Genomic DNA, 23,689 nt, shown 5'->3' with positions numbered 1-23,689 from the left:
CTTACTTTCCTTGGGTCTGATTGGCGGGGGCACTAGTCCCGACGCGGGTGAAAGTCACGGTGATGTGGCGATCCTTGGCGTTGCCGCCGCTGATCGGGTTGGCATCGACGACGATCGAGACGCCGTGCTGGACGTCCTTCGCCGATTCGCGGCGCTGGAGCGCGCCGTTGATCGTGTCGCCCGGGCCGACTTCGAAGCGCGACAGGAAGCCGAGGACGATGCGGCGGACATAGCCATAGGAATCGCGGGCGCGCTCCCCGGGCTTCGCGTCATGCTTCACGTCGAAGGTGAAGCGGACGGTCTCGATCCTGTCGGCCGCGGGGCCGGTCGCCTCGAAGACACTCTCGACGGCGATGCCGTTGGGCTTTTCGGGCCAGGTGACCTTGCCGGTGGCGGCATAGCCCTTGCCCGATGCCTTATAGCCTTCGGCCTTGAAGCCGAAATCGTTGGCGGCGGCGACCACGGCGGCCGGATTGGTGAAGATGCCGCTCCAGCGATCGGCCATCACCTTGTCACGGTCGGGCGCGCGGTTCTGTGCGGCAGCCGCCTGCTGCTCGTTGAGCGCCGGATCATGCGCAGCCCCGCAGCCCGCGAGCGGGGCCGCAGCCACGATCAGCAGGAGGGGAGCCGCGAAGCGCATCAGAGGGCTTCGGCGCCCGAGATGATCTCGACCAGCTCGGTGGTGATCGCAGCCTGGCGCTGGCGGTTATACTGGGTGTTCAGGCGCTTGATCAGGTCGCCGGCGTTGCGCGTGGCGTTGTCCATCGCGGTCATCTTCGAACCCTGCTCCGACGCGGCGTTCTCGCGGATCGCGCGGTAAAGCTGGATCGCGACGTTGCGCGGCAGCAGGTCGGCGAGGATCGATTCCTCATCCGGCTCATAGGTGACGGCGGCGCCGCTCGACACGGCCTGGGCCTCGCCCTGCGGGATCGCGACCGGCACGATCTGCTGCGCGGTCGGCTCCTGGGTAAGCACCGACTTGAAGTTCGAATAGAAGAGCGTCGCCACGTCGAACTCACCGGCCTCGTAGCGGGCGATGATGTCGTTGGCGAAGGCGCGCGCATCGGCGAAGGTCAGCTTGCCGAGATCGCCCGGCTCGACCGAATGCACGATGTGCTTCGGGAACAGGCGGTTGAGCGGCGCGCGGCCCTTGCGGCCGATCGTGTAGATCTTCACCGTCTTGCCCTGCGCGATCAGGCTTTCGGCATGACGGCGGGCGAGGCGGGCGATGTTGGTGTTGAACGCGCCGGCCAGGCCCTTGTCGCTGGTGGCGACGACGAGCAGGTGAACGTCATCCTTGCCGGTGCCGGCGAGCAGCTTGGGCGAGCTCTCGCTCAGCGTCACCTTCGAGGCGAGGCTGGCGACGACGCCTTCGAGACGCTGGGCATAGGGGCGCCCGGCCTCGGCCGCTTCCTGCGCGCGGCGCAGCTTGGCGGCGGCGACCATCTTCATCGCCTTGGTGATCTTCTGGGTCGACTTGACCGAGTTGATCCGGATCTTGAGTGCCTTGAGGCTTGCCATTTAGGTATTCCGAGCAAGGGCCAGACGGCCCGCGAGACCAACAAATGCGACGCCGAGAACGCCTTCGATCCAGCGCATCGCGCTGCTCTGCTTGGCGGCACGGCCCGCGCGGGCAGCGACGAATGCGACACCGGCGAGCCAGAAGGCGCCGAGCACATAGGGCACCGCGATCAGCAGCGCGCCCTTGAGCGGCGCCTCCGGACCGGTGCCGACGAACTGCGGCAGGATCGCGAGGAAGAACAAGGCGACCTTGGGGTTGAGCGCGGTGGTGAGCAGGCCCTGCCAGAAGGGCTTGCCAAGCGCCGGCGCCGCAGTGGTGGCGGCCGGTGCCGGGCGCACCGCGCCGCGGATCAGCTTGTAGCCGAGCCAGGCGAGGTAGATCGCACCGGCGGTCTTCACCACCGTGAACAGCGCCGGGAAGACCGTGAGCACGGCGAGGAAGCCGAAGCCGCACAGCGCCATGTACCACAGCCCGCCCAGGGCAACCCCGGACACTGCTGCCAGGCCGGCCCGCACGCCTCCGCGCGCCGCGTGACCCGCGACGAGCATCGTGTCCGGGCCGGGCGTCAGCACAAGGCCGACGCTCAGCAGCGTCCACGCGAGGAGGGAGTGGTCGGCCATCGACTGCGGATCAGGCGAAGGTCTTGGCGAACGCTTCGAGCGCGGCCTTCAGCTTCGCCTTCACTTCGTCGCCCAGATCCTTGGTGTCGCGGATCGTGGTGAGGACATCGGCATGGTTCGCGCGAAGGTCGGCGAGCATCGCCGCTTCGTAGCGCACCACGTCCTGCACCGCGACGGCGTCCAGGAAGCCCTGGGTGCCGGCGTAGATCGACGCGGTCTGCTCCTCGAACGGCAGCGGCGAGAACTGCGGCTGCTTGAGCAGCTCGGTCAGGCGCGCGCCGCGGTTGAGCAGCTTCTGGGTCGAGGCGTCGAGGTCCGAGCCGAACTGCGCGAACGCAGCCATTTCGCGATACTGGGCGAGCTCGAGCTTGATCGAGCCGGCGACCTTCTTCATCGCCTTGGTCTGCGCCGACGAACCGACGCGCGACACCGACAGACCCACGTTGATCGCCGGGCGGATGCCCGCGAAGAACAGGTCGGTCTCGAGGAAGATCTGGCCGTCGGTGATCGAGATCACGTTGGTCGGAATATAGGCCGACACGTCGCCCGCCTGGGTCTCGATGATCGGCAGCGCGGTGAGCGAGCCGTTGCCATTGGCGTCATTGAGCTTGGCAGCGCGCTCGAGCAGGCGGCTGTGGAGATAGAACACGTCGCCCGGATAAGCTTCGCGGCCCGGCGGACGGCGGAGCAGCAGCGACATCTGGCGATAGGCGACGGCCTGCTTCGACAGATCGTCGAACACGATCAGCGCGTGCATGCCGTTGTCACGGAAATACTCGCCCATCGCGGTGCCGGTGTACGGCGCGAGGAACTGCAGCGGGGCGGGGTCCGAAGCGGTCGCGGCGACGACGATGGAATATTCCATCGCGCCATTCTCTTCGAGCGTACGCACCAGCTGCGCGACGGTCGAGCGCTTCTGGCCGACGGCGACGTACACGCAGTAGAGCTTCTTGCTCTCGTCGGTGCCGGCGTTGACGGTCTTCTGGTTGATGAAGGTGTCGATCGCGACGGCCGACTTGCCGGTCTGACGGTCGCCGATGATCAGCTCGCGCTGGCCCCGGCCGACGGGCACGAGCGCGTCAATCGCCTTGAGGCCGGTCTGCACCGGCTCGTGCACCGACTTGCGCGGGATGATGCCCGGCGCCTTCACTTCGACGCGGCTGCGCTTCTCGGCGATGATCGGGCCCTTGCCGTCGATCGGGTTGCCGAGGCCGTCGACGACGCGGCCGAGCAGGCCCTTGCCGACGGGAACGTCCACGATGGTGCCGGTGCGCTTGACGGTGTCGCCCTCGCGGATTTCGGCGTCCGAGCCGAAGATCACGACGCCGACATTGTCGGCTTCGAGGTTGAGCGCCATGCCCTGCACGCCATTGGCGAACTCGACCATCTCGCCGGCCTGGACATTGTCCAGACCGTGGATGCGCGCGATGCCGTCACCGACGCTGAGCACCTGGCCGGTTTCCGAAACCTGGGCCTCGGTGCCGAAATTGGCGATCTGGTCCTTGATGACCTTCGAGATTTCTGCGGCGCGGATATCCATTGTCTTAGCCTTCAGCCTTTCATCGCGTGCGCGAGGGAGTTCAGTCGGGTCTTGATCGAGCTATCGATCATCTGGCTGCCGATCTTCACGACCAGCCCGCCAAGGAGCGAGGGATCGACCGAAAGGTCGACGGCCACTTCCCGGCCGATGCGGGTGCGCAGCTGCTGCTTGAGCGCGTCGACCTGATCGGCGGAAAGCGGATGGGCGGAGGTGACCAGCGCGGTCGTCTCGCCGCGATGCGCGGCTGCGAGCTGACGGAACGCGCGGATGATCGCCGGGAGCTGGCCCAGGCGACGATTCTCGGCGAGCACGCCCAGGAAGTTCGCGGTGGTGCCGTCGAGCTTCAGGCTCTTGGCGACGGCGGCAACCGCCCTGGCGGCATCGCCGCGCGAGATCAGCGGGCTGGCGGTCAGCGCCTTGAAGTCGGCCGATTCGGCAAGTGCCTTGGCGACGGTGGCGAGGCTGTCCTCGACCTTGGCCAGGGCCTTCGAATCACGCGCGAGCTCGAACAGGGCGGTAGCGTAGCGTCCGCTTAGGCTTGCCTGGATACCGGCGGAATTCTCCACGCGTTTCGGTTCCTCTCGGAGGTTCGGGTTACTGCCCATATGAATTGGGGGCCGATTTCCGGCTCCACCAAAGTATTACTCCGGTGGCAACCCCATACGGCCCCCTATGGGTCGCGGCGCGGTTAGCATCGGTGTCACGGGGATGCAACCCGAGTCCGATTCGCTCTCGTGGAAGACTCTCTCACCGGCGGCAAAAGCGCGCGTGGACCGAATCGTTTCATATGGTAAACGATGACCCCATCATCCTTTTGGGGGAAGGGTTGGGGAAATGAACAAGCGGATTCTTGGCGGCGTCGTGCTCGCCGCTCTCGTCGCGGGCATCGCGCATGCCGAAGTGCTGAAGATCACCGGCGAGTTCGCCGCGCCTAGGCGCGAGGCCAGCCTGCTGCGCTCGCTTTCGATCGACCGGATCGGCGGCCAGGACGGTTCGGCGCTGGCGCGCGCGATCGAGCAGGGCCTGTCGGGCACGCATTTCGACCTGATGGGCGGCTATACCGGCCAGGGCAATGCCGAGGGCTCGCTGACCGGCGGCATCACCACCGGTGTGGACGAGCAGCCCTTCAAGCGGCGCGAGAAGCGCTGCGTCGAGAAGGACAGCGCCGACCAGAAGAAGTGCATCCGCGAGGAAGAGGTCGAGCTGCGCTGCCGCCGCCGGATCGTCAGCCTGAAGGCCGACCTGCGCATCGTGCGCAACCGCGACGGCCGGATCGTCTATTCGGCGACCAAGCCGTTCAGCCAGGAAAGCAGCTGGTGCGAGGGCAAGAACGACCGCCCGGCGCCGGTGGAGGACGTGATCGCCGACGGCGTGCGCAACCTGGGCTATGCGGTGCGCGAGGATATCGCGCCGACCATTTCGACCTATGACATCCGGGTGCGCGAGAGCGACAAGGGGATGAGCAAGGATCAGGCGAAGCGGTTCAAGGACCTGGTGAAGCTCACCAAGCGCGACGTGCGCGGGGCGTGCGACGGCTGGGAGGCGATGGCCGGCGAGCTGCCGGGCAATCCCTCGCTCACCTTCAATCGCGGGCTGTGCGCCGAGCAGGCGGGCGACTATCCGCGCGCGCTGCAGCTCTACCATGCGGCCCAGCGTGCCGGCGCGGCCGAAGGCGGCGTCGGTGCCGACCGGGCGATGCGGCTGATCGCGGGCAAGGAAGACGCGGCGATCCGGGCGCGGCGGCGCTAGGACGTATCGATACTAGTCATTCGCCGGCGAAAGCCGGAGCCAAAAGAAAAGGCCAGGCGTTGCGGCCCGGCCTTTCCTGTGTGTTTTGTGGCAGGCTGACGGGATCAGCGCCCGCGATTGCCGCCCTGGCCGCCCTGACGGCCACCGCCGCCCTGGCTACCCTGGCGCTGGCTGCCGCCGCTACCGGTCGGGCGGGGCTGCCACTTGCGCTTGGGACGGGCATAGTTGCGGGGCTGCTCGCCCTGCGGCTGCGCGTCGAAGCGGCGCGGACGCGGCTCGCCTGCGGCGGCGCCGGCGGCTTCCGGACGCGGGGCATGGCCGTCGCGGCGCGGCTGGTCGCCACGTGCGCGATCGTCACGCTGGCCACCGGGGCGACCGCGCTGCGGCGGGCCACCCGGACGGCGACCGTCGCGCTGCATCGCGCGACCGTTGCGGCCATTCTGCTCGTCGCGGCTGGGCGCGACATTGACGCGGCTGGTCTTGATCTTCTCGGCGGCGGCGACGAAGCCCTCGGGCAGCGGCACGACGCTGAGCTTCTGGCGGATCAGCCGCTCGATGTCGCGCAGATAGGGGCGCTCGTCATCGGCGCAGAAGCTGATCGCCTCGCCGTCATTGCCGGCGCGCGCGGTGCGGCCGATGCGGTGGACATACTGGTCCGCCACGTTCGGCAGCTCGAAGTTGAAGACGTGGCTGACGCCCGACACGTCGATGCCGCGCGCGGCGATGTCGGTGGCGACCAGGATCTTCACCTTGCCGGCGCGGAACTCGCCGAGCGCGCGCTCGCGCTGCGGCTGGCTCTTGTTGCCATGGATCGCGTTGGCGGCGATGCCGTTGCCCGCGAGCAGACGGACGACGCGGTCGGCGCCGTGCTTGGTGCGGGTGAACACCAGCGCGCGATCGATCTCGGTATCGCGCAGCATCATGGTGAGCAGCGCCTGCTTCTCCGCCTGCTGGACAAAGGTCACGCTCTGGTCGACGCGCTCGGCGGTGGTCGCCTCGGGGGTGACCTTCACTTCGACCGGTTCCTTGATGAACTGGCCGGCGAGCTCGCGGATCGTCTTCGGCATGGTCGCCGAGAAGAACAGCGACTGCCGCTTGGCGGGCAGCTCGCGGACGATGCGCTTGAGCGCGTGGATGAAGCCGAGGTCCATCATCTGATCGGCTTCGTCGAGCACGAAGATCTCGAGGCCCATCAGGATCGCGTAGCACTGGTCCATCAGATCGACGAGGCGGCCCGGGGTGGCGACAAGGATGTCGACGCCCTTGGCGAGGTCGGTCTTGTTCTTGTGGATCGAAGTGCCGCCGAAGATGGTGGCGACGCTCAGTCGCGTGCCCTTCGAATAATGGCGGGCCTGGTCGGCGATCTGGCTGGCGAGCTCGCGGGTGGGGGCGAGCACGAGCATGCGGCAGCCGCGCGGCTGGGCGCGCTTGCCGCTGGCGACCAGACGGTCGATCGAGGGAAGCATGAAAGCGGCGGTCTTGCCGGTGCCGGTCTGGGCGATGCCGAGCAGGTCGCGCCCTTCGAGCAGCGACGGGATCGACTTGGCCTGGATCGGCGTCGCCTCGCTATAGCCCTTGGCGGCAAGCGCGGCGAGAACGGTCTCCGAGAGACCGAGTTCATTGAACTGCATTGAATATCCTGTGCATACGGCCGGCGCACGCCGGACGGACTCCAGGTGCGAAGGCGGGGTCAAAAATGACGACCCGCGTGACTAGGGAAGCCGTGGAAACAATCGAGACGGAGCCTGGGCCCTTGGGGTTTCCCCGCATGCCCGATCACGCTGCCATAACGCCTCGTTGGCGGCGCATATGGCGATGAAATCGGTTTCCGTCAAGGAAGTGGCACGGACGGCGTCGGGGCACGCCGCCCGTGCCGGGTGATCGGAAGGGTCAGTTCCCGATCACCGGTCCCGGATATTCGCGGGGGCGATAGCCGAGGCGGACCGCCTCGAGCTGGCCGTGGAGCGCGGGATCCTGATAGGCGCAGCGACCGTTCATCTGGGTCGGGCAGCTCGTCGGGGTCACCTTGTCGAAGATGTCGGCGATCAGCGCATCGTCGAAGCTTCGGGTGGGGAAAGTGCCGAAGCGGATGTTGATCAGCCGGGCGAGCAGCAACGGGGTGACCCAGGAGGTGGTGGGCGTGGTGATCGGCTCCAGCGCCAGGCCGAAGCCGTCCAGCTGGAGCAGCGGGGTGGTATTCCACTGGAAGGGGCGCTGGGGCTCGACGCCGGTGTTGAGGAACACGTCCGCATCGGCCCGCGCCGGCCAGATCGGGAAGCCGCCGATCCCGCCGCGCCCGACCTCGTCGAGGTTGGAATCGAGCACGGCGAAATAGCCCGCGCGCAGGCGGTTGTAATATTGCGCGATCTTCTGGTCATAGGGCGCGTTGACGAGCCCGTCATTCTCCACCGCCGCATGGGCGGTCATCACGCCGGGCGTGCTGAACAGCGCGGCGTAGATGGGGGCATAGGCGGCCAGCTTGTCGCGCAGCACCGCTTCACCAGGCGCGGCGGTGCCGCAATCGGTGGTCCAGCTGTCGCGGATCACCTCGTAGCTGTGGCCCGCGCTGTAATTGACGTAGCGGACATTGTTGGCGCGCATCATCGCAACGAGATTGTCCGCGGTGGTCTGCGCGGCGGCGGTGAGGCGCGTCTGCACCGCGGCACTGCCCGAGATGTCGCAATAATCGGCTCGGGCGACATCGACCAGGTCGATCTTGTCGAGCAGCACCAGCGGCTGGGCCGGATTGGTGTCGGCGATCAGGCGGAAGACGGTGGCGCCATGCCCGGTATTGTCGAGGTTGAGTCCCGGATACATGCGATAGGCCATCTCGGCGACGGCGCGCAGCTGCTCGGTGGGGTCATATTCCGGATAGGCGAAGCGATCGAGCGCCTTCCACAGCGAAGTCGGCACGCGCCAGGTCGAGGTGGCGTTGGCCAGCGCGCCGGCGGTGCCGAACCGGTAATAGTTCTTGATCCGCTTGCGGAAGCGGATCGCCGCGCCGGGCAGGCGCGGGAAGTCGTCGACGACCAGCACGGCCTCGTTGCTATTCGGGTCCATGGCGAAGTCGCCCGGGCGATAGGGCTGGTCGGTGAAGCTGCACCCGGTGGTGACGCCGCCCTGGAAGCAGGTGTCCGCCTGCATCTCGGCGCGCGCGGCGGTGATGCGCTCGGCGAGCGGCCCCCGGGGCGGCTGCGGGATCGGGGTGGAGGTTGGCGTAGGGCTGGGTGTTGGCGTGGGCGCCGGGCTGGGGGTCGCGGTTGGCGTGGGTGCGGGCCCGGGTGCGCCGGCGCTGCCGCCACAGGCGGCCAGGGCAAGAGGGAAGAGGAAAGGCGCGCTGCGCGAAGCCGGGCGCGGGAAGCGGAGCAGGGGGAGGGATGCGGACATGGCCCGCGCCCAATAGGTGTCTTGCGTCATTAACTCACCGTTTCAGTTGTAACGATCGTGTTTCGACGCAGAAACATCCCTGTGGCGGTGGAATTAGCCCGGATCGCCGGATCCGCAAAGCTCTCGTTAACGCCTCTCCGGCTAGGCTCGGGGCGCCAACCATGGAGCCCAAAATTGCTCGTCGCCAAGCTTGAGATCCTCGGAGATATCGACCGCCGCGGCGCGATCCGTTTCGATGCGGATTCGCCCTCGACCCTGCGCACCCCCGATGGCGCGCCGATCGACGTGCAGGTCGAGGATTTCTCGCGCACGGGCTTCCGCTTCGGCTCCGAGCTTGACCTGCCGGTGGGTACGCTCGTCTCGCTCGGCCTGTCGGGTGCCGGATCGCGCGCCGCCAAGATCGTGCGCCGCTCGGGCAACACCTATGGCTGCGCGTTCATGAAGGCGCTGACCGAGGAAGAGATCGCGCATGCGTTCCGCGGGCAGGAGCATATCCTGGCCGATCTATCGGCTGCGCTCGCCGCGCGTTTCGGCACCGGCAAGCCGGGCACGAAGCCGACGATCCCGCCGCTGCGCCGGCTTATGCGCCGTCCGGTCCGCGAGGACTGAACTCCCGCTCCCGATAGCTGAACCAGTCGAAGTCCGCGTGGAGCCCCGCGCCGGACAGGTCCTGGCATGCCATGCCGACAAAGGCCCCGGTGAAATTGGGCTGACCCGGCGCGCTCGCTTCGTCCGAGAGGATCGACGCGTCGAACTGTTCCGGGAGCCAGTTCCACGCGTCGCCGGGCACGCGCCAGGCGAAGCGCAGCCGTTCGCAATCGACTTCGACGCGCAGCTCGATCGGGCCCTCCGGGATCGCGATGGGTGCGGTGAAGGCGTCGGCCTGGGGTGAATCGGGCAGCGCCGACATCACCCGGATATGGCGGCCGACTTCCTCGTCCCGGCTGACATGGAGGTAGTGGAATTTGGACGCATTGTACCAGGCGACCAGCCCGGCGGCCTGCTGGAAATGGCGCGGGGCATAATCGAGCGTGCAGCTTGCCGAATAGCAAAAGGCCTGTTGCCGCCGCGCGACCAGCGCCTGGGTGAACAGGCTGCCGATCGTCTCGCGGCCATATAGCCGAAGATGGCCCGGCCGGGCGGCGAGGCTGAAGATCGTCTCGGGCTCGGGCGTGCGCAGCCACTGGAAGTCGATCGGCAGAGCCGTGCTGTCGAAATCGTCGCGGATATCGACTGGTGCGCTGCCTTCGGGGCCGGGCACTTCGAGCATCGGCATGCCGGGATTGCCGGTGGTGTAGAGCCAGCCATCCTCGGCCCAGCGCATCGGCTGGATCGCGGTCTCGCGGCCAAGCACGCAGCGCCCACGATTGGGGAGTGGCCGGCCGCAGAGATAGACCAGCCAAGGCTCGCCCTCGGGCGTCTCGACCAGATCGGCATGGCCGGCGCGCTGGAGCGGTGCATCGGGGCGGGTGCGGCTGCTCAGGATGTAAGTGTCGGGGTGCAGCTCGTACGGGCCGGTGAGGCTGCGCGAGCGCGCCATGGTCACGGCATGGTTCCAGCCGGTGCCACCCTCTGCGGTCAGCAGATAATACCAGCCGTCGCGCTGGTAGAGATGCGGTGCCTCGGTGAGGCCGAGCTGCGTGCCGGGGAAGATGTTGACCCGCTCGCCGATCAGGCGCTGCTTGGCCGGCGAATATTCCTGCGCGACGATCCCGGCGAAGCGGTTGCGGCCCGGGCGGTGGTCCCACAGCATGTTGAGCAGCCACTTCCGCCCATTCTCATCATGGAAGAGCGAGGGGTCGAAGCCGCTGCTGTTCAGATGGATCGGATCGGACCAGTCGCCGTCGATGGTCTCGCAGGTGACGAGGTAATTGTGAAAGTCGCGCAGGGACGCGCCCGATGCGCCGCCGACCGTGGTGCGGCCATAGCGTTTCACATCGGTGTAGATCAGGTGAAAGCGCGCGCCATCGTGGGAGAGGCAGGGCGCCCACACGCCGCAGCTGTCCGGATCGCCGCGCATGTCGAGCTGGCTCGCGCGGTTGAGCGGCCGGGCGACCAAAGTCCAGTTGGCGAGGTCGCGGCTGTGGTGGATCTGCACGCCGGGGAACCACTCGAAGGTGGACGTGGCGATGTAGTAATCCTCACCGACGCGGACGATCGAGGGATCGGGATTGAAGCCGGGCAGGATGGGATTGCGGGTCATGCGGGCTTTCGTACGAGCGTCCAGAGCACGGCGGCGGCGATCAGGTCGAGCAGGCCGAGCGCGATGAAGAAGGGGTTATAGCCGATCGAGGCGACGAGGCTGCCCATCAGCAGCGAGAAGATCAGGATCGAGGCATTGGCGCAGGTGCCCGCCATGCCCGCCACGGTGCCGAGCTCGTCGCGGCGGAACAGGTCGCTGGCCATGGTGATGACGGTGACCGATAGGGTCTGGTGCGCGAAGCCGCCGAGGCAGAGCAGCGCGACCGCCGCCCAGGCATTCTCGACAAAGCCGACGAACATCATGCCGGTCATCAGCACCGCGCCCAGCGTGAAGGTCCAGCGGCGTGCGTCGATCAGGTTGATCCCTCGGCGCTGAAGCCACAGCACCAAAGTGGGGCCGAACAGGCAGCCGAGATCGGCGGCGACAAAGGGCAGGAAGGCGCTGAGCGCGATCTCGGCCAGGTCGAAATGGCGGATCTTCACCAAATAGAGCGGCAGCCAGAAGGTGAGCGTGCCCCAGGTCGGATCCGCCAGGAAACGCGGGATGGCGATGCCCCAGAAGTTGCGCTGGCGCAGGATCGATCCGATCGAGGGGCGTGCGCCGGCAGCCTGGATATGGGCTTCCTGGCCGGCGAGGATATGGGCGCGCTCCTCTTCGCTGATGTCGGGATGCTCGGCGGGACTGCGGTAGAAGCGCAGCCACAACAGCACCCAGAGCAGCGCCATCGCGCCGGCGACGACAAAGGCCGCGCGCCAGTTCCACATCCAGATCGACCAGGCGACCAGGGGTGCGGCGAGCGCGGATCCGGCCGAGGCGCCGAGATTGTAGACGCCGCCGGCAAGGCCACGCTCCTTCGCCGGAAACCATTCCGAGACGACCTTGAGCCCGCCGGTGTGCGAAGTGCCCTCGGCAAAGCCCAGCGCGCCGCGCAGCCCGAACAGCATCTGCCAGTTGAAGGCGAGGCCGTGCGCCATGGTCAGCAGCCCCCAGCAGCTCGCGAAGATGGCGAGGCCGGTGCGCAGCCCGATGGTGTCGAGGATATAGCCGACCACCGGCTGGAGCATGACGCCGGCCTGAAAGGCGGCGGTGATCCAGCTGTACTGATGCTCGTCGATGCCGAGATCGGGCATGAACACGGGCGCCGCGACCGCGAGGGTCGATCGGGTGAGATAGTTCACGATCGTGCCCAGCATCACGATCGCGATGATCCACCAGCGCAGGGCGCGCGTGCGTCGCCAGAAGGACATGGCCTCTCCCTTGCGGGCGTCGGGGTCGCGCCCGTTAGCGCTAACGGTGGCGGGTTTGGCCGGGCAGGGCAATAGGCTTATTGTATGAGTTATTCTTGCTCTCTTTCCTGGAAGGGAGGGGCTGGGGGTGGGTGGAGGCATGGCGATACTGTGGCCGACCGCCTGACCGCACCGTATCGCGCGCAAATACCCACCCCCGACCCCTCCCTTCTAGGGAGGCGAGCTTGCGGTGTAGCTTTGACCGCAAACGCCGGGATGTGGGGCAGGGGATAGAAGCCTATATCACTCCCATGCCCCACTCTCTCTCCCTTCCCGAAGACGCGGCCTGGGCCGCCTTCGAAGCGCGCGACCGCGCATTCGAGGGGCGGCTGATCGTCGCGGTCACCACCACCCGCATCTATTGCAAGCCGACCTGCCCGGCGCGGCGGCCCAAGCGCGAGCATGTCGAGTTCTTCGACGATGCCGAGGCAGCGCGGGCGGCCGGCTATCGCGCTTGCCTGCGCTGCAAGCCCGATGAGGTGGGGCGCGACCGGGTGGCGGTGGCGCGTGCCGTCGCGCTGATCGAAGCGGCCGAGGAGAATGTCTCGCTCGACGCGATCGCGACGGCGGTCGGCTATGCGCCGCATCATTTCCACCGGCTGTTCAAGCGCGCCACCGGCGTGACCCCGGCTGCTTATGCCCGCGGCCTCAAGGCGAAGCGGGCGGCGGCGGCGCTGGACGAAGGCAGCGTCACCGAGGCGATCTACGAGGCCGGCTATTCGGCGCCGAGCCGCTTCTACGAGACCGCCAATGCCCGGCTGGGCATGAGCCCCAGCGTGTGGAAGCGCGGTGGGGCCGGCGTGACGATTCGCTGGGCGCTCGCCGAGACCAGCCTGGGGCCGCTGCTGATCGCGGCGACCGACAAGGGGCTGTGCCGGGTCGCGTTCGAGGAGAATGCGCTCGATCTCGCGACGCGCTTCCCGGCGGCGGAGATCGTCCAGGGCGGCGCCGCGCTCTCCGCATTAGCCGCGCGGGTGGTTGCCGAGGTCGAGAGCCCCGGGCGCGATACCGACCTGCCGCTCGACGTGCAGGGCACCGCTTTCCAGGAAGCGGTGTGGCAGGCGCTGCGGGCGATCCCGCCGGGCGAGACGCGCAGCTATGCCCAGCTCGCGGCGGCGGCCGGCAGCCCGGGCGCGGTGCGCGCGGCGGGCACCGCCTGCGGCGCCAATCACGTGCCGGTGATCATCCCCTGCCACCGCGCGCTGCGCTCGGACGGCAGCATGGGCGGCTATGCGTACGGCGTCGATCGCAAGCGCGCGCTGCTCCGGCGCGAGGGAGGCGACGAATGAACTACGTGATCCAGGGGATCGACCCTGCGCCCTTCCGCCGGCTGTACGGCATGACGGACGAGGCGCTTGCCGCCGAGCAGGTGGTGCGCTTCACGGTCGAGAAGAAGCCCGATGCGCCGTGCCGGGTCGAGCTGGTCGATGTCGATCCGGGCGAGACCGTGCTGCTGGTCAACCACGCGCATCTGCCCGTCGCCTCACCCTATCGCAGCGCGCATGCGATCTTCGTGCGCGAAGGCGCCGAGGTGCCGGCCCGGTTCGAGAACCGGATACCCGAGCCGTTGGCGATCCGCCTGCTCTCGGTCCGCGCGTTCGACGGCGCGGGGATGATGACCGATGCCGATGTGGTCGAGGGCAATGCGCTCGAGCCGCTGATCGCGCGGATGTTCGCCGATCCGGCGGTCGATTATCTGCATGTCCACAATGCGAAGCGCGGCTGCTTCGCCGCGCGGGTGGATCGGGCCTGATCCAGTAGGCCCATTCCCTCGGCACCCCGGCCTTGCGCAGGGGTCCCGCTGCACTTGTCTCGTGGAGGAAGAAGCGGGATCCCGGCGCAAGGCCGGGGTGACGGAAGTTACTTCGCCGCCGGCGTCGCCGCTGCGGCCGGGGCCCCGCCCGAAGCCGCGCACTTGTATACCAGCTTCTCGTTGTAGACCGCCGGCAGCGCGGTGCGGATGTTCTGCTGCTGCGTCGCCAGCTCGGCGCGCTTGGCCTGGTCGGACGAGCATTCCTTCAGCGGCACGCCCTTACGCAGCGCCCGCGCCTGCTTCATCTGCTCGGAGGAGAGCAGGTAGCGGGTATTGGTATAGGTGCCCGTGGCGGGATCGAAGTCGAGCACCGAGACATTGGCTTCCTGGTCCGGTACCAGGATGCGCTGCCAGTGCGTGCCGGCCTCGGCATATTGGGTGCGGCTGTTGATGCAGCCGTCCTTGCCGACATCGAGATCGACATTGTCGGTGGCAGAGACGATCACCCGGCTGCGTTCGGGCACCAGGGTGCAGACCAGCTTGCCTTGCGCCGCCGCGGTCGCCGCGCCCGCCGCTGCCGCCGCCTTGGGCACCGGCACCACCGACGCTTCGTCGAAGCCCGGCCGGCTGAGGAACAGCGCCACCGCGCCCAGCATCAGCACGCCGCCGCCCGCCGCGACCCAGATCGCCTCTCGCTTGCGCTCGCGCGAGAGCAGCAATCCGGCGCCGCCCACGGCAAGCGCGCCGAGGACGAGCAGCACCGCGGCGCCGGCCATGTAATTCTCGCGCGTGGTCTCGGCGCGGTTGCGCGCCCGCGCGATCGCATCGTCCCGTTCCGCCTCGGCCCGGGCGGCATCGGCGCGCGAGGTCTCGTCGGCTGCCAGCCGCGCCTTGTCGTCGGCGCTGCGCTCCTGCGCCATCTGCTCCTCGACCGAGGTGCAGGGCATTTCGATGGTCGCTACCGGCTGCTTCGCCTCCGCCAGGAACGCGGCAAGCTCGCTGTCCGCGATGGCGAAGGCAAAGGTCGAATCGCCTTCGTCATTATGCGTGATCGCCGAATTGACGCCGAGCACGCGGCCGCAGCGGTCGAGCAGCGGACCGCCCGAATTGCCGCGCGCGATGCTGGCGGTGTGGAGCAGCACGCTCACGCCGCTCAACTGGCGCAGTCCCGCGAATCCGCCCTGCGAGCGCACCGGCGATTGCGGCTTGATGAAGTCGGCGGCCGAACGCGCGGTGGCGACATCGACATTGCCCGGATAGCCGAGCGCAACCAGCGCGTCGCCATCGGCGATCTTGCCGGTGAACAGGGTGAGCGGCGGCAGGCGCACGCCGGTGAACTCGATCAGCGCAAGGTCGCGCGCCTGGTCGATCTTGATCACCTTGCCCTGGTAGGACTTGTCGCCCTCGGACGGGACGACGCCGATCACGACATTGTCGGGATAGCGCGAGGCAAGCTCGACGACATGCGCGTTGGTGACCACCCTGTTGGGCGCCACCGCGAAGCCGCTGCCATGGCCGAAGCCGACCACCTCGTCATCGACCACCGCGATAGTGACGATGCGCACCACGCCGCGCGCCGAGGCGGAGATGTCGTCGGCGTGCGCGGGCCCCGCCCATGCGAAGAGCAGCGCCACGACCAGAAGCAACCGACGCATCATCGAACCCGAACCCTTTGTTTCTGGCCGGCAGCTTTCGGGCAAAAGCGGCGCGGGTTCAAGCGGGAGGCGGCGCGGTCCGTACCCCCGGACCGCGCCACCGCGGGTATCATCCCGCCTTCTTCTTGTTCTTGGCGTCTTCCTCGGCCTTCTTGGCCTTGGCCTCGGCATCCGCGATCACCTTGAGCGCGGCCTCCTTGCCGTCCTTGTCGAGCGCTTCCAGCACCTTCAGGGAGACATTCTCGCCGCTCTGGTGCGGGCCATAGGCGATCTTCTCGAACGCGATCTTGGCGCCGGGGATGTTGCCCTGCTCGAGCAGCACCTTGCCCACCTCGAAGCGCAGCCCGTCGTCGAACGGCGCATAGGTATAGGCGCCGACCAGCCCGTCCTGCGCCATCTTGGGCACCGGCTGCCCTGCCGCCTCGTAGCTCTGGTAGAAGAGCACCAGCGGCTGCGGATAGGTGGGGTCGAGCTTGTTGGCCTTGATGAACCAGCCGCGGATCGCCTTCCAGCGGGCCGCATCGGTCACCTTGGCGTCCTTGGCGATCGCCTGCTGGGCCATGCCCTTGTAGAGCAGCGCATGGATCGAGTTCGGATCGGCCGCGAGCGCGCGATCCGCTGCTGCTTCCGCCGCGACATAATTCTTCGCGTCGAACTCGGCTTCGGCCAGTTCGTTCTGCGCGCCCGGGTCGTTGGCATAGGGGGCCGCCGCCTGGCGTGCCCATTCGACCACCATCTTGGCGCGCTCCTCGTTGACGCCGCGGGTGGAATAGATCCGCGCCTTCATCGTCGCGGCCTCGCCCGCGCTCAGCCTGCGCATCGTGACTTCGCCCACCTGGACCTTGCCGGCCGGCACCGCGATGGTCGGCAGCGCGCCGCGTGCGCCATAGGCGTTGAGCTTGGCGTCGAGCTGGCCCAGGCTGCCGAACGCCTTGTTCGCCTCCTCCACCGACTTGCCCTCGTTGAGCGCCTGGATATAGGCGCCCAGTTCCTTGGCATGGCCGCCGAGGACGGAATAATGGGTGAGCAGCCAGCCGCGCCCATAGAGCGTCTGGGTGTCCATCTCCTTGTCCTTGGGATCGAGCTTGAGCAGCCGCTCGGCCGGCATCTGCGCAGTGCGGCTGATGCCATAGGCGCGATATTCGGGCGCCTTGCCGATCACCAGCGTATCGTCACCCCCGCGGTAGAAGGCGGTGCCGACGAACTCGGCGAAGCCCTCGACGAACCATTTCGGGAAGACCACGCTCGGCCAGCTCGAGAACATGAAGCTGTGGCCATATTCGTGCTGCAGGATCGTCTGCGCGTTCAGCGAATTGCCGCCATCGTCCCTCGGCACGAATGCCACCGGCCCGGTGGCACGCGCATCGAAGAAGCCGGCCGGACCGCTGCCGCCGTACAGGCGCTGGATCTCGCCGACATTGGCGACGACGAACACGTGCACCCGCATCATCGGGCTCAGCGGCTTGTCCGGCGTGCCGGTCAGAAAGCGAAGCGTCTGGTCGAATCGCTCCAGCTTCTCGGTATAGGCTTTGAGCTTCTCCGGGTTTTCTTCCGAATAGACGACGAAATGCTTCGAGCTCGCCTCATACCAATCGGCATGCGCGAGCGATGGTGCCAGCAGAAGCGTGGCAGTGATGAACAGGCGTTTGAACATGATCTTGTCCCCCAACAACTCGGAAGCTTAGGAATGACTTGGCGGCTCGGCAAGGCGGCACGATCCGTCGTTCGTGCCGGTCTTCCTCAGGCGGCGTTCGCCCAATTGCCGGCCGTCATTTCCCGCTCTTTTCGTCCGCCGGTTTCTCCAGCGTCTCGATTGCACCCTCGATGTCGCCCGCATCGATCTTCGCGATCAGGGCAGTGGCGATCTTCGCCGTAGCGCGGCCATGCGGGTCATAGGCGAGGGGGGCGAGCAAGGTCCGCGCCGCTTTGCCATTGCGCTCCTGAAGGTACATCGCAGCGGTGTCGAAGCGCAGGCCCTTGTCATAGGGTGCGAGCTGGAAGGCCGTCGCGAGTCCGTCCTTCGCGATCTCCGGCGGCGCGGCGCCCTGTTCGGCGAAGCTGCGGTAATAGAGCCAGAGCGGGAGCGGATCGCGCGGATCGAGGCGATTGGCGGAGGACAGAAGGCTGCGCACGCCGTTCCAGGTTTCGGGCCGGGTATCGCCGGCCTTGCGGGCAGCGACCATTCGCGCGGTCGCCTTGAAAGTCAGCGCGCGCAGCAGCTTCGGGTCGGCCGCCAGCGCCCTGTCCGCCGCGGCCACGGCGCCGGCATAGTCGCTTGCGTCGAGCGCGGCGCCGGCCAGCACCAGCTGCGCATCGGCATCGTTGGGCCAGGGCGCGGCGGCGCGCCGGGCATCGGCATAGATGTCGGCAGCGTTCGCGGCAGTCACGGCCACCCGGGAACGGATCCGCACGTCCATGATCGCGGAGGCGCCGGCGGGAAGCTTGCGCACCGCCACCGGACCGATCGCCAGCCGATCACCCGGGATGGTCGAGATCGGCAGGTGCCGTTTCTTGTAGACGTCCAGCTCACCATCGAGCCGCTTCAGGTCGCCGAACGCAGCCCTGGCCGCCTCGAGCGACGGCTTGCCGCTCTTGAGTGCGGCGATATAGGCGCCGAGCTGGGTGCTGCGCTGCTGCGCGCCGATCCGCAGATAATGGGTGAGCAGCCAGGCGCGCCCGTAGAAAGCGCTCATCTCCTCCTCGCTCAGCGACCTGGCGTCGGCGGTGAGCAGCTTCTCGATCGGCATGGTCTCGCCCAGGATCGCGATGCCGCGATAGAGCGGTGGCTCGCCGAGCGTCACCGATCCGTCCTTGCCGAAACGGGCAGTGGCGTTGAACTCGGCAAAGCCCTCGATCAGCCACCCTGGATAGGCCGTGTCCGGATCGAGGCTCCACATCAGATGATGCCCATATTCATGGAGCAGCACCTGCATCGGCTTGAGCGCCAGGTCGCCGCTTCCGGCGCGTTCCTGGGTGACGACCGCGAAGGATCCGCTGGCCCGGGCGCTGAAGAAGCCGGCAAGCCCGGACCGGGAGAGTTTCTCCACCGTCGCCACGTCATCGACCATGAACACGGTGACGCGGCTGGCCCGGGCGATCTCCGTATCCTTCTGGCCCACCATCAGCCGGATCGCGCGATCCAGCCGTTCCAGTCGCGTGGCGAAGGCCTCCAGCCTGTCGGGATTGCCCTCGGCATAAACGACGAAATGCGGTGTGCTCGCCTCATACCAGTCGGCTCGCGCGACCGCGGGCATGGCAAGCAGCACTAGCGCGAGAAGCACACGCAACATGATGGAAATCCCCCCGATTCCATCGCGATGCTAACCGGCGGGGCAGGCGCCCGATAGCGGAAAACCGACCGATTCAGACGAAACTATAGGGATCCACATCCACCGCCACGCGCACCTTCTGGCTCCAGCTCAGGCTGCCCAGCCAGTCGCGCAGCACCTGCTGCACGTCGAAGCTGCGCCGGGCATGGACGAGCAGCCGGTAGCGGTGGCGCCCGCGCAGCATCGCCAGCGGGGCGGGAGCGGGGCCATAGACGTGCATGTCCTCGCCGATCTCGGGCGCCGTACGGCCGATCATCCGGGCGGTCTCCTCGGCGGCCGCGCGATCCTCCGAGCTGACGATGATCGCGGCGTAGCGGCCGAAGGGCGGGGCATCGGCGTCTCGCCGCGCTTCGGTCTCCGCCGCATAGAAGCTCTCGGCATCCCCCGATACCAAAGCCTGCATTACCGGCGCGTCGGGTGCGTGGGTCTGGATATAGACGGTGCCCGGCTTCTCGCCGCGCCCGGCGCGGCCGGCCACCTGCATGATCTGCTGGAAGGTGCGTTCGGAGGCGCGCAGGTCACCGCCGTCGAGGCCCAGATCGGCGTCGATCACGCCGACCAGGGTGAGGTTGGGGAAGTGATAGCCCTTGGTGACCAGCTGGGTGCCGACGACGATGTCGATCGCGCCATGCTCCATACGGGCAACGAACTCGGCGGCCTTGGCCGGCGACCACAGCGTGTCCGAGGTGACGATCGCGGTGCGCGCCTCCGGCCACAGCGCCGCCACTTCGTCGGCGATCCGCTCGACACCTGGGCCGCAGGCGACGAGCGTGTCCTCGCTCTTGCACTCCGGGCAGATCTCGGGTGCGGGGATGGTGTGGCCGCAGTGATGGCAGGACAGGCGCCGCAGCAGCCGGTGCTCGACCATCCACGCCGTGCAGTTCGGGCATTGGAAGCGGTGGCCGCAATGCCGGCACAAGGTCAGCGGCGCATAGCCGCGCCGGTTGAGGAACAGCAGCGACTGCTCGCCTTTGGCCAGCGTCTCGTCGATCGCCTTGACCAACGGCGGTGCGATCCAGCGGCCGCGCTCGGGCGGTTCCTGGATCAGGTCGATGGGGACGATCTCGGGCATCTCCGCCAGCCCGTAGCGGCCGGGCAGCTTGAGCTCCTCGTACCGGCCGAGCTCGACCTGGTGCCGCGTCTCGATCGCCGGGGTGGCGGAGGCGAGGATCACCGGGCATTCCTCGAACCGGCCGCGCATTACCGCCACGTCGCGCGCGTGGTAATGGACCCCGTCCTCCTGCTTGAAGCTGGTCTCGTGCGCTTCGTCGACCACGATCAGGCCCAGGTTCGGATAGGGCAGGAACAGCGCCGAGCGCGCGCCCACCGTCACCATCGCCTCGCCGCTCGCGATCGCTCGCCAGGCGCGGCGGCGCTGCGAGGTGCGCAGGCCCGAATGCCAGGCGACCGGATCGCAGCCGAAGCGCTTCTCGAAGCGGGTGAGGAACGGCTCGGTCAGTGCGATCTCGGGCAGCAGCACTAGCGTCTGCTTGCCGGCGGCGATCGCGGCGGCGACCGCTTCGAAATAGACTTCGGTCTTGCCCGATCCGGTCACCCCGTCGAGCAGGAACGGCTGGAAGCTCTCCGCACCCACCGCCTGGCGCAGGATCGATGCGGCATCGGCCTGGAGCGGATTGAGCTCGGGCGGCGCGAAGCTCGGGTCCGGCATCGGATAGGGCGTGTCGGTGTCCACGACGACTGACTCGATCGCTCCGACCTTCACAAGGCCCCTGATCACCGCGTCGGACACATCGGCGACCAGCGCCAGTTCCTTGACCAGCCCCTGGCGCTCGCCGATCCGCTCCAGCGCCTGCGCGCGCTGCGGGGTCAGCCGGTCCGGAATCTCGCCCGTCGCGCGATATTCGGTGATCGTCGGCGCGCTTTCGAAGGCTGCGGAGGTGCGCAGCGCCATCGCCAGCACGGCCGAGGGCGGGCTCAGATAATAGTCCGCGGTCCACTCGACGAGCCGGCGCACCGGCGCGGGGATCGGCGGCGCGTCGGCCACGGCCATGATGTTGCGCAGCCGGTTGTCGCCGATCTCCTCGGTCGGCAGCCGCTCGGCTTCCCAGACCACGCCGGCATATTGGCGGGGTCCGATCGGCACGACGACGATCGACCCCGGCGCGACCTGCATGCCGGCGGGCACGCGATAGTCGAGGGGGCCAAGCGCGGGATGGAGGACGAGAACGCGGGCGCGCGACATGCGGCCCCTCATATGGGGTTTTGCGCGCGAAACGGAATCCCCCTATTCCGGCCGACGAAGGAGATCCCCCCGATGTTGCTCGCCGCTGCCCTGCTGCTGCTCCAGACCGCGCCCGCGCCTGCCGCCCAGACCACGGCGTGCAAGGCGACCGATGCCAGCCTGCCCACCGCGCTGCTCGGCTGGGTGAAACCGGGCGACGAATTCGTCCCCGGCAAGGCCGTCGAGCTCGACACGATCGATGCCGCGGCGCTCAAGGGGCTGCCGGCCGGCACCAAGCCGGGCAAGGCGGCGATGATCGGGTTCAAGGTCGAGACCGCCGGCGTCTATGGCGTCGCGCTCGACCAGGGCGGCTGGATCGACGTGCTGCCGGGCACCGAGGGCGGCGCGGCGCTCACTTCGGTGAAGCATGGCCATGGCCCCGAATGCTCGACGATCCGCAAGATCGTCCGATTCGATCTCAAGCCGGGCCTCTACCGGCTCTACGTCTCCGGCCTGCCTGGCGCCAAGGTGAAGGCGATGCTGGTCGTGGGCGAGTAGGAAGTCTTGCCGTCCCGCCCTGTTACCCTGGGCTCCGGCTTTCGCCGGGGAACAATTTGGGGGCAGGGCGACTAGGGCCGCAGCGTCATCCCGAAGGTGATGGCGTGGTCCATCTGGTCGCGCGCGCCGTTGCGGCCGAAGCGATACTGGTTGAGATAGCCCGTCTCCAGCCGCAGCTGGCGACCGATCGGCACGCCGATGCCGATGGTGTGGCGCACGCGCTCGATCCCGCGGCGCTGGCCCCAGCGCGTGTCGTTGAAGTTGAGATAGGTCTCCTGCGTCGCGAACAGGCCCAGCCCGCCGCGGGTCAGCGGCGTGTTGAAGCGCAATTGCCCGCGCACGCGGTGGCCGATGCCGGGTCCGGAACTGTTGAAACGCTGTTCCACGCGGATGCGGGTGGCGAAGCCGGCGCCGAGCGGGATGATGATGTGCTGGCGGGTGCGTTCCTCGTTCGGCAGCACCCGGCCGTCGTTGAAATCCTCGACATGGCGATAGCCGATTCCGAGCTCGACCTTGCCGATCTTCCAGGCGAACAGGCCGCCGATCTCGGTGTGTGCCAGCCCTTTGGCGCGATCGCCGAAGCGGACGATGCTCTCGACCGTCGCTTCCTCATGCTCGCCCACCCGCACGATCCCGCTTGCCTGCAGCCACAGCTGGTCGTCGGTCCGCTGCGCGAGCACGGGCGTGGCGGCGAACAACGGGAGTAAGGCAAGAAGCAAGCGCATCGCGCCTAAACGCATCGTCTTCATTTCGGTGCAAGCTTTTGTTGCTGGCGGTGGAACATTCATGGAACATTCCGCCGATCAGCAAGGGGGATGACAATGATTCTCACGGCACTCGCCCTGGCCGCGGCGATCCAGGGCCGCTGTACTGCGCTCGATACCCGGCTTCCGCGTCCGCTCGCCGGCTGGACCCGCGACGGCAAGGGGCTCGACACGCGGCATGCGGTGACGCTTCCCGTGCGGAGCGGCACGCTGGAGACGCGAATCACCATCCGCAAGGCGGGGCTGGTCGGTATCGCGATCGATCGCGAAGGCTGGATCGATGCCTTCCCGGCGACCGGCAGGCGGCCGTTGCGCATGACGTCGGAGCGCCGGGGCCCGCGCTGCTCGACGATCCACAAGATCCTCACCTACCGGATGCGTCCGGGCACCTATCGCGTCACGGTGAATCGGCTTAAGGGCGGTCGCGCAAAGCTCATGCTCACGCACGACTGACAAGGATTGCTCATGAAGTTCTTCGCCGACACTGCCGATACCGCAGACATCCGCGACCTGGCCGATACGGGCCTGCTCGACGGCGTCACCACCAATCCCTCGCTGATCCACAAGGCCGGCCGCGACTTCCTCGAAGTCGTCAAGGAGATCTGCGAGATCGTGCCGGGCATGCCGGTCTCGGCGGAAGTCGTCGCGCTGGATTTCGAGGGCATGATGCGCGAGGCGGAGATCGTCCGTAAGGTCGCCGACAATGTCGCGGTCAAGGTGCCGCTGACCATCGACGGCCTCAAGGCGTGCAAGGCGCTCACCAGCGACGGCACGATGGTCAACGTCACGCTCTGCTTCTCGGCCAACCAGGCGCTGCTCGCGGCCAAGGCCGGCGCAACCTTCATCTCGCCCTTCGTCGGCCGGCATGACGATATCGGCTATCCGGGCATGGACCTGATCGCCGACATCCGCACCATTTACGACAATTACGCCTTCGACACCGAGATCCTGGTCGCGTCGGTACGCAACCCGATCCATGTGCTCGAGGCCGCCAAGATCGGCGCCGACGTGATGACCGCCCCGCCGGCGGTGATCCGCCAGCTGGTCAAGCACCCGCTGACCGACGCCGGCATCGCGTCGTTCATGGCCGACTGGGCCAAGACCGGCCAGAAGATCGGCTGACTTTCTAACTCCTTCTCCC

At 67.8% G+C, this 23,689-nt stretch carries 21 protein-coding genes; 7 read left to right on the top strand and 14 right to left on the bottom strand.

Annotated elements, in window-relative coordinates:
* Nucleotide 1: 1 nt before the first annotated feature.
* Genes O3305_RS12755 through O3305_RS12735 form a run of 5 tightly spaced genes read right to left on the bottom strand, consistent with a single transcriptional unit; the run spans nt 2 to nt 4,248 of the window.
* The gene (locus O3305_RS12755) at nt 2-640 is read right to left on the bottom strand and encodes a hypothetical protein (RefSeq protein ID WP_269572898.1); all 639 of its coding nucleotides are present in this window, start codon (nt 638-640) and stop codon (nt 2-4) included.
* Nucleotides 640-1,521 carry a F0F1 ATP synthase subunit gamma gene (locus O3305_RS12750; protein ID WP_184164676.1) on the bottom strand — a complete coding sequence of 294 codons (882 nt, stop codon included), beginning with the start codon at nt 1,519-1,521 and terminating at the stop codon, nt 640-642. The genes O3305_RS12755 and O3305_RS12750 overlap by 1 nt, the downstream gene beginning before the upstream one ends.
* Entirely contained in the window at nt 1,522-2,142 is a 621-nt protein-coding gene (locus tag O3305_RS12745; RefSeq protein WP_184164679.1) for a LysE family translocator, read from the bottom strand.
* A 10-nt stretch (nt 2,143-2,152) separates the two neighbouring features.
* Nucleotides 2,153-3,682 (bottom strand): F0F1 ATP synthase subunit alpha, encoded by a 1,530-nt coding sequence (gene atpA / locus O3305_RS12740; protein WP_269572897.1) that lies wholly within the window; start codon nt 3,680-3,682, stop codon nt 2,153-2,155.
* A gap of 11 nt (nt 3,683-3,693) precedes the next feature.
* Complete coding sequence (locus tag O3305_RS12735) at nt 3,694-4,248, bottom strand: F0F1 ATP synthase subunit delta (RefSeq protein WP_269572896.1); 555 nt, start codon at nt 4,246-4,248, stop codon at nt 3,694-3,696.
* A gap of 268 nt (nt 4,249-4,516) precedes the next feature.
* Between O3305_RS12735 and O3305_RS12730 the strand changes: the two genes are divergently transcribed.
* Nucleotides 4,517-5,431, top strand: coding sequence for a hypothetical protein (locus O3305_RS12730; protein ID WP_269572895.1), 915 nt, complete (start codon nt 4,517-4,519; stop codon nt 5,429-5,431).
* Nucleotides 5,432-5,535: 104 nt separating this feature from the next.
* On the opposite strand, the gene O3305_RS12725 is transcribed toward O3305_RS12730, so the two are convergent.
* Together O3305_RS12725 and O3305_RS12720 are read right to left on the bottom strand one after the other, a co-directional pair.
* Entirely contained in the window at nt 5,536-7,062 is a 1,527-nt protein-coding gene (locus O3305_RS12725; protein WP_269572894.1) for a DEAD/DEAH box helicase, read from the bottom strand.
* Between the two features lie 259 nt (nt 7,063-7,321).
* Nucleotides 7,322-8,818 carry a hypothetical protein gene (locus O3305_RS12720; RefSeq protein WP_269572893.1) on the bottom strand — a complete coding sequence of 499 codons (1,497 nt, stop codon included), beginning with the start codon at nt 8,816-8,818 and terminating at the stop codon, nt 7,322-7,324.
* A gap of 174 nt (nt 8,819-8,992) precedes the next feature.
* Here O3305_RS12720 and O3305_RS12715 point away from each other — a divergent pair, with 174 nt between their 5' ends.
* Nucleotides 8,993-9,427, top strand: coding sequence for a PilZ domain-containing protein (locus O3305_RS12715; protein ID WP_269572892.1), 435 nt, complete (start codon nt 8,993-8,995; stop codon nt 9,425-9,427).
* Here O3305_RS12715 and O3305_RS12710 read toward each other — a convergent pair.
* Together O3305_RS12710 and O3305_RS12705 are read right to left on the bottom strand one after the other, a co-directional pair.
* Nucleotides 9,399-11,021, bottom strand: a complete 1,623-nt coding sequence (locus tag O3305_RS12710; RefSeq protein WP_269572891.1) for a glycoside hydrolase family 43 protein — start codon at nt 11,019-11,021, stop codon at nt 9,399-9,401. The genes O3305_RS12715 and O3305_RS12710 overlap by 29 nt on opposite strands.
* On the bottom strand, nt 11,018-12,268 hold the full coding sequence (locus O3305_RS12705; RefSeq protein WP_269572890.1) for an MFS transporter: 1,251 nt from the start codon (nt 12,266-12,268) through the stop codon (nt 11,018-11,020). The genes O3305_RS12710 and O3305_RS12705 overlap by 4 nt, the downstream gene beginning before the upstream one ends.
* A 290-nt stretch (nt 12,269-12,558) precedes the next feature.
* On the opposite strand from O3305_RS12705, the gene ada reads away from it, so the two are divergent.
* A complete protein-coding gene (ada, locus tag O3305_RS12700) occupies nt 12,559-13,596 on the top strand; it encodes a bifunctional DNA-binding transcriptional regulator/O6-methylguanine-DNA methyltransferase Ada (protein WP_269572889.1) in 1,038 nt (345 codons plus the stop codon).
* Nucleotides 13,593-14,060 carry a DUF1203 domain-containing protein gene (locus O3305_RS12695; protein ID WP_269572888.1) on the top strand — a complete coding sequence of 156 codons (468 nt, stop codon included), beginning with the start codon at nt 13,593-13,595 and terminating at the stop codon, nt 14,058-14,060. The genes ada and O3305_RS12695 overlap by 4 nt, the downstream gene beginning before the upstream one ends.
* 107 nt (nt 14,061-14,167) lie before the next feature.
* Here O3305_RS12695 and O3305_RS12690 read toward each other — a convergent pair whose 3' ends face one another.
* The 4 genes from O3305_RS12690 to O3305_RS12675 form a co-directional block, all read right to left on the bottom strand.
* Nucleotides 14,168-15,715 (bottom strand): S1C family serine protease, encoded by a 1,548-nt coding sequence (locus O3305_RS12690; RefSeq protein ID WP_269572887.1) that lies wholly within the window; start codon nt 15,713-15,715, stop codon nt 14,168-14,170.
* Between the two features lie 109 nt (nt 15,716-15,824).
* A complete protein-coding gene (locus tag O3305_RS12685; RefSeq protein WP_269572886.1) occupies nt 15,825-17,369 on the bottom strand; it encodes a hypothetical protein in 1,545 nt (514 codons plus the stop codon).
* 115 nt (nt 17,370-17,484) lie between these two features.
* The gene (locus O3305_RS12680; protein ID WP_269572885.1) at nt 17,485-19,005 is read right to left on the bottom strand and encodes a hypothetical protein; all 1,521 of its coding nucleotides are present in this window, start codon (nt 19,003-19,005) and stop codon (nt 17,485-17,487) included.
* A gap of 73 nt (nt 19,006-19,078) precedes the next feature.
* Nucleotides 19,079-21,247, bottom strand: a complete 2,169-nt coding sequence (locus tag O3305_RS12675) for a primosomal protein N' (protein WP_269572884.1) — start codon at nt 21,245-21,247, stop codon at nt 19,079-19,081.
* 72 nt (nt 21,248-21,319) lie between these two features.
* Between O3305_RS12675 and O3305_RS12670 the strand changes: the two genes are divergently transcribed.
* Entirely contained in the window at nt 21,320-21,784 is a 465-nt protein-coding gene (locus O3305_RS12670) for a hypothetical protein (protein WP_269572883.1), read from the top strand.
* A gap of 71 nt (nt 21,785-21,855) precedes the next feature.
* Here O3305_RS12670 and O3305_RS12665 read toward each other — a convergent pair whose 3' ends face one another.
* A complete protein-coding gene (locus O3305_RS12665; protein WP_269572882.1) occupies nt 21,856-22,503 on the bottom strand; it encodes a DUF2490 domain-containing protein in 648 nt (215 codons plus the stop codon).
* A 102-nt stretch (nt 22,504-22,605) separates the two neighbouring features.
* Between O3305_RS12665 and O3305_RS12660 the strand changes: the two genes are divergently transcribed.
* On the top strand, nt 22,606-23,001 hold the full coding sequence (locus O3305_RS12660) for a hypothetical protein (RefSeq protein WP_269572881.1): 396 nt from the start codon (nt 22,606-22,608) through the stop codon (nt 22,999-23,001).
* 12 nt (nt 23,002-23,013) lie between these two features.
* Complete coding sequence (gene fsa, locus O3305_RS12655; protein ID WP_116840059.1) at nt 23,014-23,670, top strand: fructose-6-phosphate aldolase; 657 nt, start codon at nt 23,014-23,016, stop codon at nt 23,668-23,670.
* The last annotated feature ends 19 nt before the right edge of the window (nt 23,671-23,689 follow it).

It is taken from the genome of Sphingomonas sp. NIBR02145, assembly GCF_027359115.1.
Classification (GTDB): domain Bacteria; phylum Pseudomonadota; class Alphaproteobacteria; order Sphingomonadales; family Sphingomonadaceae; genus Sphingomonas; species Sphingomonas kyeonggiensis_A.
Note: the sequence above shows the minus strand (reverse complement) of the source record. Positions and strands in the feature narration are given on the sequence as shown.